General features: G+C 73.9%; 8 protein-coding genes and 1 tRNA gene. 1 reads left to right on the top strand and 8 read right to left on the bottom strand.

Features of this window, described 5'->3' with window-relative positions; all coding sequences use genetic code 11:
• The 8 genes from IN07_RS12410 to IN07_RS12375 all read right to left on the bottom strand — a co-directional run.
• Positions 1–1,067: glycoside hydrolase family 3 protein (locus tag IN07_RS12410; protein WP_052091202.1), on the bottom strand; the 1,067-nt coding region annotated here is incomplete at its 3' end.
• 44 nt (positions 1,068–1,111) lie between these two features.
• Entirely contained in the window at positions 1,112–2,092 is a 981-nt protein-coding gene (locus IN07_RS12405; RefSeq protein ID WP_052091201.1) for an ROK family protein, read from the bottom strand.
• Complete coding sequence (locus tag IN07_RS12400) at positions 2,089–3,000, bottom strand: carbohydrate ABC transporter permease (RefSeq protein ID WP_081975372.1); 912 nt, start codon at positions 2,998–3,000, stop codon at positions 2,089–2,091. The genes IN07_RS12405 and IN07_RS12400 overlap by 4 nt, the downstream gene beginning before the upstream one ends.
• Positions 2,997–3,863: a carbohydrate ABC transporter permease gene (locus tag IN07_RS12395; RefSeq protein WP_197058460.1), complete on the bottom strand. Its 867-nt coding sequence runs from the start codon at positions 3,861–3,863 to the stop codon at positions 2,997–2,999. Before IN07_RS12395 ends, IN07_RS12400 begins: the two co-directional genes overlap by 4 nt.
• Positions 3,864–4,099: 236 nt before the next feature.
• Positions 4,100–5,437: an extracellular solute-binding protein gene (locus IN07_RS12390; RefSeq protein WP_036336188.1), complete on the bottom strand. Its 1,338-nt coding sequence runs from the start codon at positions 5,435–5,437 to the stop codon at positions 4,100–4,102.
• A 162-nt stretch (positions 5,438–5,599) separates the two neighbouring features.
• Positions 5,600–6,778 (bottom strand): ROK family transcriptional regulator, encoded by a 1,179-nt coding sequence (locus tag IN07_RS12385; RefSeq protein ID WP_036336187.1) that lies wholly within the window; start codon positions 6,776–6,778, stop codon positions 5,600–5,602.
• 122 nt (positions 6,779–6,900) lie between these two features.
• A tRNA-Ser gene (locus IN07_RS12380) sits at positions 6,901–6,988 on the bottom strand.
• A 90-nt stretch (positions 6,989–7,078) separates the two neighbouring features.
• Positions 7,079–8,791: a fibronectin type III domain-containing protein gene (locus IN07_RS12375; RefSeq protein WP_036336184.1), complete on the bottom strand. Its 1,713-nt coding sequence runs from the start codon at positions 8,789–8,791 to the stop codon at positions 7,079–7,081.
• 368 nt (positions 8,792–9,159) lie between these two features.
• On the opposite strand from IN07_RS12375, the gene IN07_RS12370 reads away from it, so the two are divergent.
• Positions 9,160–10,980 (top strand): helicase-related protein, encoded by a 1,821-nt coding sequence (locus IN07_RS12370; RefSeq protein WP_081975370.1) that lies wholly within the window; start codon positions 9,160–9,162, stop codon positions 10,978–10,980.
• Positions 10,981–10,994: the final 14 nt, after the last annotated feature.

The raw sequence follows: 10,994 nt of genomic DNA, 5'->3' as shown, positions 1-10,994 counted from the left end.
GGGCGCTCGGCGTCGGCCAACCGCCGCCGCAGCGCGGTCACCCGGGCCGCGGCCTCGCGCAGCCGGGCCTCGGCCAGCGTGCCGTCGGCGACGGCCGCCCGCACCGCCGTCCGGATCGCCGCGCAGTGCTCCTCGCCGTCCTCGGCGCCCAGCAGCAGCAGGTCGGCACCGGCGGCCAGGGAGAGCACGGCGGCCCCGGCCAACCCGTGCGCGGCCCGGACCCCGGCCATGTCCAGGGCGTCGGTGACCACGACCCCGGTGAAGCCCAGCTCGCCGCGGAGCACGTCGACCAGCAGCCGGCGGCTCAGCGTGGCCGGGGCGGTGTCCAGTGCCGGGAAGACGACGTGCGCCGTCATGACCAGGTCCACCCCGGCCCGGACTGCGGCAGCGAAGGGCGGCAGCTCGCGCTCCCGGAAGGTGGCCTCGTCGGCGTCGATCACCGGCAGGCCGAGGTGCGAGTCGACCGTGGTCGCCCCGTGCCCGGGGAAGTGCTTCGCGGCTGCGGCGACGCCGGCCGATCGCAGCCCCTGCACGTAGGCCACCCCGTGCCGGGCGACCAGCGCCGGGTCGGCACCGAACGAGCGGACGCCGATGACCGGGTTGGCCACGTCGCTGTTGACGTCGACCGACGGCGCGAGGTCGACGTCCACCCCGACCCGGCGCAGCTGGGCGCCGATCCCGGCGGCCACCGCGAAGGTGACCGCCTCGTCGTCGACCACGCCGAGGGCGGCGTTGCCCGGCCAGCTGCTGCCCACCGTGTACTCCAGGCGGGTCACGTCCCCGCCCTCCTCGTCCAGCGCCACCAGCACGTCGCCGCGCACCGCCCGAGCCGCCGCGGTGATCGCCGCGACCCGCTCGGCCACCGGCGGGCCCTCGCCGGTGAGGTTCTGGCCGTACAGGCAGACCCCGGCCAGGCCGTCGGCCAGTGCGTCGGCGCCCCAGGCCGGGAGCGTCGCGCCGCTGAAGCCCGGCATGAGGCAGGCGTTCACCAGCCGGTCCAGCTCGATGGTGCTGCGGGGCTCGATGGTGCTGCGGGGCCCGGTGGTGCTGCGGCGCTCGGTGGTCATGCTGCGGTGCTCCTCGTCGGGGGAAGGGGGTGCCGCCGGACCGGTCACGACGGGGTGGGCACCGGGCGGCGTCCGGCGGCGGCGAACCGGTCCCGCACGGCGAGTGCGGCCCCGATCGGGGCCACCGGCACCCCATCGGGAACCAGCTGGACCCGGTCGGCGATCTGCAGGCTGTCCAGGAACGGCGATCCGGAGGCCTGCCGCCGGCACTGGTGCGCCACCGCCGCCATCAGCGGGGCACCGACCTCGGCGACCCCGCCCCCGAGCACCACGTGCTCGACGTCGCAGGTGAGCACCAGCAGCCGGACGGCGGCGGCGACCGCCCCGGCGAAGGCGTCCCGGACCCGCACGGCGGCGGCGTCCCCGGCAGCGGCCGCCCCGAACACCTCCACGGCGGCGGGCCGACCGGTGCGGCTGGGCCAGGCCGCGCCCAGCGCCGCCCCGGAGGCGTAGAGCTCCAGGCAGCCCCGCTGACCACACGGGCAGCGCGGGCCCGCCGGGTCGTACGGGATGTGCCCGATCTCCCCGGCGCCGCCGCGATGGCCGCGCCGCAGCTCCCCGCCGAGCAGCAGCCCGGCAGCCACCCCGGTGCCCAGGGAGAGGAAGGCCAGGTCGCCCCGCAGGCCGAGCACCCGGGCCGCGCCGACGGCGGCGACGTTCAGGTCGTTCTCCACGGTCACCGGCACACCCCCCAGCCGGTCGGCCAGCAGCGGGGCCAGCGCGACCGGCTCGTCGGAGATGCCGAGGTTCACCGCGTGGGAGACCTCGCCGGTCAGCGGGGCGACCAGCCCGGGCACCCCGGCGCCGACCCCGGTCAGCTCGCCCGGGGGGATGCCCGCGGTGCGGCACAGCTGAGCGACGACCTCGGCCGCGGCACCGACGACCCCCTCGGTGCCCGGCCGGCTGGGCACCCGCACGCTGGCCCGCACCGTCGCCGCGTCGTCCAGCAGCACGCCGAGCACCTTGGTGCCGCCGATGTCCAGCCCGACCGTGCACCCGCGCGCGCCTGCCGCGAGCGCGGTCACCCCTTCACCGCCCCGGCCACCAGACCGGAGCTCATCCGCCGCTGGACGAACAGGAAGAACACGATGACCGGCACGGTGATCAGCGCGGCGCCGGCCATGACGATCCCCCAGTCGGTCGCCCTGTTGGCCTCGACCAGGCCCTGCAGCCACAGCGGGAGGGTGCGCTCGGCCGGGTCGGTCATCACGACCAGCGCGAGGGTGTACTCGTTCCAGGCCTGCAGGAACCCGTAGACGCCGGAGGCGACCAGCCCGGGGGCGAGCAGCGGGAAGGTGATCCGGAAGAACGCGCCGGTGCGGGACAGGCCGTCCATCATCGCGGCCTCCTCCAGCTCGATCGGCACCCCGCTGACGAAGCCGCGCAGCATCCAGACGGTGAACGGCAGGACGGCGGCGACGTAGACGATCGACAGGCCCAGCACCGAGTTGACCAGCTGCCAGGTGTCCAGCATCTGGTACTGGGAGATGAACAGCCCCTCGGCCGGGATCATCTGCACGACCAGCACCGTCACGACGAAGCTCTTGCGGCCGCGGAAGCGGAACCGGCTGATCGCCAGCGCCGCGACGAAGGCGAAGAGGATCGCGGCGGCCAGGGTCAGCCCGGTGACGGCGAGGGAGACCTTGACGGCGTCGTAGAACGACGGGTCGGTCAGCACCCGGCGGAAGTTGGCCAGGGTGCCGCCGAAGGGCAGGAACGACGGCTCCGGGGTGCGCAGCCGGTTGGTCGGCAGGAACGCGCTGTTGATCATCCAGTAGACCGGGAAGACCCAGACCAGCGCGACCAGCACCGCCAGTGCGCCCAGCAGCCGGCGGGCCGCGGTGGCCCGGCGACGCGGTCGGCGCCGGGGCGGCACGACCCGTGCCCGCTCGGGCACCGCGACGGCCGGTGGCGGTGGCGCGACGGCGCTCATGCCTCCTCCTCGCGCAGCATCCGGCGGATGTAGGCGGTGGTCAGCACCAGCGTGATCACCAGCATGATCGTCGCCATCGCCCCGGCTATCGAGAACTCCTTGGACAGCGAGTAGATGTAGGTGCCCAGCAGGTGGGTCTCCCGGGTCGGCGCACCGGCCCGCTGCAGCACGTGGATCTGGGTGAACACCCGCAGGTCCCAGATCACCTGGAGCAGGGCCACCACGAACAGCACCGGCTTGATCATCGGGAGCGCCAGCCCCCACAGCCGCTGCCAGCTGCTCGCCCCGTCCAGCTGGGCGGCCTCCATGCACTCCTCGGGCACCTGCAGCAGCCCGGCGTAGACGGTGAAGACGACGAACGGCACGCTCATCCAGACCACGATCACCGTGGCGACCGCGTAGAAGGACAGCGGCTCGATCAGCCAGGAGTGGCCGCGCTGCCCCTCCATCCCCAGCGGCCCGGCCAGCACCCAGTTGACGACGCCGTACTGGGAGTCGAACAGCCACTGCCAGACGGTCATCGTGGCCAGCACCGGCGTGCCCCAGGCCAGCAGCATGCCGACCTGCAGGGTGATCCGGGCGCCCCGACCGACCTTGGTCATCAGCACCGCCAGGGCGATGCCCAGCGCCATGGTCAGCGCGGCGTTCACCAGGCAGAAGGCGATCGACCGGGCGATCACCCCCCAGACGTAGGGGTCGGAGAGCAGGGTGACGTAGTTGTCCAGGCCGACCCACTCGGCCGGGCGGCCGAACTGCTGCGCCAGGCCGTACTCCTGGAAGGAGAAGACGAACTGGCGGACCAGCGGGTAGCCCAGGCCCACCCCGAGCGGGACCAGGGCCGGGACGAGCAGGAGGTAGGGCACGAGGCGGGAGCGGAGCGGCCGACGGCGGCGGCGCAGCGGGGCCGCGGAGGTGCTCCCCGTCGCCGGGGGCGACGTGCGGGGCGGAGGAGGTGCGGTCGCGGCAGGTGCGGGTGGCGCGGACATGGCGGGCTCCTGGATCCGGGCAGGACCGGGCCGGGCCGGGGACGCGATCGCGGCGGGCGGGCGCCGGACGGCGGGCGGGCGCGGTCGCGCCCCCGGCGGACGGGGTCAGGCGGTCAGTTGAGCGTGTCGGTGATCAGCTGGTCCGCCTTCGCCGCGGCCGTGGCCGGGTCGGTGCCGCTGGCGATCTCCTGGAAGAGGTCCTCCAGGATCCGGGCGCCCTCGACGTCGGCCCACTTCTCGGCCGGCGGCGTCAGCTCGGCGTCGACCGCGGCGGCCAGCGCCGCCTGGGCGTAGACGTCGTCGCCGAGCGCGTCGGCGTACTCCGTGTTGCCCGGGATCAGCCCGTTCTCGGCCAGCATCGTCTGGTACTCGGGGCTGAAGATGATCCGCAGCAGGTCCCGGGCCAGCTCCTGGTTGCCCGACTTCGCCGGGATGCCGATGTTCGAGCCACCGGAGAACACCGGTGCGACCGAGCCCTCCTCGAGACCGGGGAGGGCGAAGATGCCGGTCTTCTCCTCGTTGCACGCCTGCTGCTCGTCCAGCAGCGCCTTCGCCGCCTCGGACTCGTCGTCGGCGGCCACGCCCTTGTTGCACTCGGGCAGGTCGATGCTCCAGCGCGCCCAGGTCGGGGCGGAGAACATCGCCGCCTCGCCGTTGTTGAACGCGATCCACGGCTCGTCGGAGTCGGCGTCCCGCGGTGCGCTGGTGGCCGTGGTGAACAGCTCCTGGACCTCGGCCAGCCCCTCCTGCGACTCGGGGCTGGACAGCGCCCCGGTCCACTCGCCGTCCTCCTCGACGGCCAGCTCACCGCCGTGGCTGTTCAGCCAGGCGACGCCGTTGTACCAGTCCTGCCCGGGCAGCCAGAACCCGGAGAAGCCCGGCTGCCCGGTCGGGTTGGCCTGCTGGAGCGTCTGCGCGACCTCGGTGAACTCGGCCAGGGTGGTGGGCACCTCGACCCCGGCGGCGGCGAAGAGCTCCTTGTTGTAGAAGACCGCGCGGGCGCCGGAGTAGTAGGGCACCGCGTAGAGGGTGTCGTCGACCGTGCCGGCGTCGACGAAGCCCTGCAGCAGGTCGTCGCCCCCCAGCTCCTCGTACATGTCGGAGATGTCGCTGAAGGCCCCGGCGTAGGTGAACGTCGGGCTCTGGGTGTTGCCGAGCTCGACCAGGTCCGGGGTCTGGCTCTCCGACGTCAGCGCCGTCTGCAGCCGCGGGACCAGCCCGTTCCAGTCCTGCTCCTCGATCACCAGGGTCGAGCCGGGGTGCTCGGCCTCGAAGGACTCGACCAGGTGGTCCCGCAGCTCCTGCGGGGTGTCGGAGCCGGCCAGCCACAGCCGCAGCTCGCCACCGCTCTCGCCGCCGGCCTCGGCGGCGTCCTCGCCGCCGCCGCAGGCGGTCAGCGCCAGCATCCCGACGGCCAGGGCAGCCAGGCCTCTCGTGCGTACCCTCTTCATGTTGGGGTTCCTTCCCGATGCGCGGACGGTGCCGGACAGCGCCGTTCCAGGGGGTGTGCTCTCCCGACGTGCAGGGGTCGGCTCGGGGTCGTCACGTGACCGAGCTCGCGAGGTCACGCGTGGGTGCAGCACCACCCGCGTCGCGTGACCGAGCGTGCGAGGTCACGTGACCCCGAGCTGACCGGACAGCACGAGCACGGCGGCCCCGGACAGGGCACCGTGCTCGCCGAGCGAGGTCATCCGCAGCTGGACGTGGCTGCTGACGACCGGGATGGTGCGCTCCCGCAGGGTGGCCAGCGCCGCGTCACGCAGCGGCCCACCCAACAGCTCCTCCGGGCCGCAGAGCACGACCTCGGAGAGGTTCAGGGCGCTGACCACGGGGGCCAGCACGATCCCCAGCCGGCGCCCGACCGAGGCCAGCGCGGCGTCGGTGGCGGCTGGGTCGAGCCCGGCGATCCGCCGGCGCATCGCCGGCACTGACAGCACCGTCTCCAGGCAGCCGCGGCGCCCGCAGGCGCAGGGCTGGGGGCGGCCGAGCGGAGCCTGGTCGTGCTCGTCGCGCTCGTCGAGGGCGGTGACGTGCCCGAGCTCGCCGGCGGCGTGCTCGTTGCCCTGGACGAGGGCGCCGTCCAGCACGATCCCGGCGCCCACCCCACCGCCGACGGTGAGCACCAGCAGGCCGTTGCCGGAGGCGCCGCCCCAGGTGAACTCGCCGAGGGCCGCGGTGTCCGCGTCGTTGGCCACGTGCACCGGCAGCTCCAGCGCCGCGCTCAGCTGCTCGGCGAGCGGCAGGTCGTACCAGCCGCGGTTCGGGGCCTGCAGCACCCGGCCGGAGAGGTCGATGACGCCCGGGGAGCCCACACCCACCCCGAGCACCGGGCGGGTGGTCGCCGCCACCAGCTCCCGGCACAGCCCCAGCAGCACCTCGACGGCCGCGGCGCCGGTGCAGCCGCCGACCGCCGCCGTCCGGCGCTCCTGGACGGCGCCGGACAGGTCGAGCACGGCGCCGTGCACCCGCTCGTCGTCGGCCAGGTCGACGGCGACGATCTGGAAGGCCTCGGCGTCGAGGCCGACCAGCGTGCCGGGCTTGCCGACCTTGCCGTCGGCCTGCTGGCCCAGCTCGGTGACCAGGCCCTGGGCGAGCAGGGAGGACACGAGGTCGGAGATCGTCACCCGGGTCAGCCCGGTCGCCCGGGCCAGTTCGGCCCGCGACCGCGGCCCGGCGTGGAAGAGCAGCTGGAGCACCATCGACCGGTTGCTCGCCCGGGCGTGCTCGGGCAGCACCTTGGCGGTCGAGCGCAGCGCTCGGCGGTGCTGCGGGGTGTCTGCGACGGCGGTCACATTTGTTAGGCAACCGTCCTTACAAACAACTGTCAAGGGGGTGGCGCGCGGGTGAGCAGAACGAGACCTGCTGATGACCGGGGCACGCCGGCCCGGTACGCGCGGCACGGCCGGCGGTGATGCGGAGGGCGTGGGATTCGAACCCACGAAGAGCTGTGAACTCTTAGCGGTTTTCAAGACCGCCGCCATCGGCCACTAGGCGAGCCCTCCTGGCGGTCCGAGGCTAGCGCCCCGGCCTGGAACGGGTCCGGCCCCGCCCCGCGGATGCGGGTCGGGGCCGGAGTGGTGCAGTGGAACGGGTTACTGCACGCGGCGGCGCGAGGCGACGAGCAGACCGCCACCGACCCCGAGGGCCAGCACCCCGGCGCCGACGAACGGCAGCGGCGAGAAGCCGGTCAAGGCCAGGACGGCGGTGCCTCCGGAGACGGTGACCTCGACGACCAGGTTGCGGACGTTGCCGTTCACGTCGACACCGGTGGCCACCAGGTGGTGGACGCCGTTCGCCAGGTCCTTCGGCAGGGTCACCGTGGCGCTGAAGGTGCCGTCGGCCAGCACGGTGGCGGTGCCGAGCTTCACCGGGGTGGAGTAGACGACCAGGTCGACCGTGGAGCCGGACAGGAAGCCATCGCCGGAGATGGTGATCTTCTCACCGGCGACGACCTTGCCGTCGGCGTCATCGCTGGTCAGCGTGCCGTCGGCCTTGGGCAGCGAGGCCGCGACGGACGAGGCGAGGACCGGCCCGACGGTGACCGGGTCGGACCAGCCGAGCCCCTTGCCATCGGCGTCGAGGGACTGGACGTTCAGGTTGTACGTCGTGCCAGGGACGGCGGGCAGGGCGCATGCGGTGCCCAGGGCGGCCGCCGGCTGGCAGGAGACCGAGCCGTCACTGCTCTGCGCCCCCTCGGGGGACGCGGTGACGAGGTAGCCGGAGACGCCCGCGAGGCTGGCCGGCGCGGCCCAGCTCACCTTGATCGAGGCGGGACCGGCGACGGCCTTGACGTCCAGCGGCCCCCGCACGGTGGTGCGACCGGTGACGGTGTTGGAGGCAGCGGTGACACCCTGCTTCGTGGTGAACCGGAAGTTGACCGAGTACGTGGCGCCCGACTCGAGGCCGGTGATCGTGCCGGAGTACTGGTAGTCGCCCAGGTTCGCGGCGGCGACGCCGGCCCAGGCCTTCCCTCCGTCGAGGGTGTACTCGACGCCGGTGACCGGGTTCGCGGAGTCGACGGTGCTGACGGTCAGCTGGAAGTGCAGGCCGTTCTCCACCCCGAAGACCCAGTTGGCGTTCGGTGCACCGGTGACCTGCGTGTCCACGGGCGTCGGGGGCGCGACGGCACAGGGCGTGACGTAGCCGGTCACGGCGCCGATGTCGATGCCGGTGACGGTGTCGTCGGCGTCGGGGTGGAACGGGAAGACGTCCACCTCGTCGCCCGCGCCGGCGCCGCCGTTGGCGGGCTGGCCCGCGTCCGACCCGCCGTCGCCCCCGAAGGCGCTCATGAAGGGCTGACCACCCTTCGTCACCGTGGTGAGCCCGCCGCCGCCGCCACCCAGGCCGTCGGTGTCGTTGCCGGTGCCCGCCGCGCCGCCGGGGAGACCTGCAGCGCCCGGCGTGCCCGGGACCGCGGGCGTCACCACGCCGTCCTGATCGGTGGTCTCCGGGGTCCCGGGCTCGGCATCGCCGCCCGGCCCGCCGACCGTGAAGGTGAAGACGTCGCCGGCGACCACGGCCGTCGTGGTCATGAAACCGCCACCGTCGTCACCGAAGGAGCCGTCACCGCTGAAGCCACCGGCCGCGCCGTAGACCAGCCAGTCGATGGTGCAGTAGCCGTCCGGGACGGTGAACGACGTGAGCTCGTCCTGGTCGTAGTCGATGTCGGTCTCGGTGGTGAAGTCGAAGGGCTCCAGCGGGGCGGCCGAGGCGATGCCGGTGACACTGAGGACCGCGGTGGACAAGCCGATCGTGGTGACGGCCAGCAGGCCGGCTGCACGACGGACCGGGGACGTGAGACGCACGTCGTTCTCCAGGTGAGGGTGCCCGGAACGCCGGGCTCGTCCACCCGGAGGTCCGGGCGCTGCACGGAACCTGGCATCGACCTGGGTGCCGACAGTGCGCCGCCGAACCGGCGGTGCATCGCGTTACCTGATCGTTATCTGCTGACGAATGTGCTGATCGTCGGCATCATCGAACGTGCGATGCGCTCAGCATGGCGCCGTTTCCCTTTCCGGTTATCACAAATTCTGCCAGCGATACGGCACGATGGTCCCCAGTCTGGCGATAGGGCATGATGGGAGCGCTGGCGGTGTTCCACCCAGCGACGGTCCGCGCACGTGCGCGTCGACCTCCCACCGCCTGATCCCTCAGCGAAGGACACTCCCTGCCTGTGACCGGCCCCCAGCACACCCCGACCCGGCGCCGTGAGCGCAGCGCGGCCCGCGAGACCGCCGCCCGTGACGCCGACCGGGTCGCCGCGCGCGACGAGAAGCGCGCCCAGCAGATCTGGGTGGACGGCGCCGCGCCCGAGCTCCCCACCCGCGCCACCCGCCCGGAGAAGGTGGTCTTCCACCTCGGCCCGACCAACTCCGGGAAGACCTACGAGTCGCTGCAGGCGCTGGCCGCCACCGGCTCGGGCGTCTACGCCGCCCCGCTGCGGCAGCTGGCCCACGAGGCCTACGCCAAGCTCTCCGCCCAGCTCCCGCCGGGCACCGTGGGCCTGTCCACCGGCGAGGAGGAGATCGACCCCAACGCGGCGATCGTCTGCTGCACCGTGGAGAAGGCCCCCGACCGCGGCGAGCTGCTCGTCCTCGACGAGTCCCACTGGGTCACCGACCCCGACCGCGGCCACCACTGGGCCCGGCTGCTGCTGACCGGCGAGTACCGCGAGATGCACCTCATCTCCGCCGCCGAGGCCTACCTGGTGCTCAAGCCGCTGGTCACCGACGCCCAGCAGGTGCAGGTCGTCAACCACAAGCGGCTCTCGCGCCTCGACGTCCTCAAGGCGCCGGTCCGCACCGACGCCGTCCGCCCGCAGACGCTGGTCGTGGCCTTCTCCCGCAAGGCCGTCTACGCCGTCGCCGCCGAGCTCGACCAGCACCGGCCCGGCAAGGTCGGCGTGCTCTACGGCGCGCTGCCGCCGGCCACCCGCCGCCAGGTCATCGACCGGTTCACCCGCGGCGAGTTCGACGTCCTGGTGACCACCGACGTCATCGGCCACGGCATCAACGTGCCGGCCACCACCGTGCTGTTCGCCGAGACCACCAAGTTCGACGGCCAGGAGCTGCGTCCGCTGCGCACCTGGGAGGTCGCCCAGATCGCCGGGCGCGCCGGCCGGTACGGGCTGACCGGACACGGCCAGACCGGGATCCTGATCGGGGTCGCCGGGCTCAAGCCGGTCGGTGCGCTGGTCGGTGCCGGTGCCGCAGTGGCCCGGGGTGACGAGATGAGCGACCTGCCCAAGCGCCGGCCCCGGCTCCGCCCGGAGCTGGAGGACCTCGGCGCGTACGAGGCGGTCGACCTGCCCGAGGCGCTGACCCGCTGGATGGCCTGGGCGCGGGTGGCGACCCAGGGCGAGGGCATGACCGCCGACGACGTCACCGGCCTGGTGCTGCGCGTGCACGCCCTGCTGCCGATGCTGCGCGGGCCGCTGGGCGAGGCCGGCGACCTGCAGACGGTGTGGCGGCTGATCAACCTGGCCATCGACTACAACCCGCCGCGGCGCACCCGCTGGCTGGTGCTGGCCCGGGCCGCCCTGCAGCACGCGGTCGGCCTGCCCGTCCCGGTGGCGACCGTGCTGCCCGAGTACCCGGTCAAGGGCTCGGTCGAGGAGTACGAGCAGGCCGCTGCCGCCGCGCGGGACGCCCAGACGCTGCTCCGCCAGTTCCCCGGCGTGGCCGGGCTGGACAGCGACGACGCCGCCGAGCTCGAGGAGGCGTGCGCCGAGACCATCACCGAGCTGCTGCCCGACGCGATCGCCATCGGCCGCTCGGGCACGTGCACGGAGTGCGGCACCTCGATCGCCCCGTGGTTCACCACCTGCCGCCCGTGCAGCGGCCCGCGGTCCGGCCGGGGTGGCGCGGAGCGCTCCCGGCCGGCGGGGGGTCGTGGCGGTCGCGGCCGCTCCGACGGTCGCCCGGCACCGACCGCGAACACCGGCGGAGGCGCCGGACGGCGCAACCGCTCGTCCCGGGGGTCGCGCCACAGCTGACCGTGGCCGCCGGT

This window comes from Modestobacter caceresii, assembly GCF_000761485.1.
In the GTDB taxonomy this organism is placed as follows: domain Bacteria; phylum Actinomycetota; class Actinomycetes; order Mycobacteriales; family Geodermatophilaceae; genus Modestobacter; species Modestobacter caceresii.
Note: the sequence above shows the minus strand (reverse complement) of the source record. Positions and strands in the feature narration are given on the sequence as shown.

Bases quoted from the DNA above. Each gene is read 5' to 3' on its own strand.
- IN07_RS12400 (WP_081975372.1), bottom strand. From the start codon at position 3,000: ATGAGCGCCGTCGCGCCACCGCCACCGGCCGTCGCGGTGCCCGAGCGG.
- IN07_RS12390 (WP_036336188.1), bottom strand. From the start codon at position 5,437: ATGAAGAGGGTACGCACGAGAGGCCTGGCTGCCCTGGCCGTCGGGATG.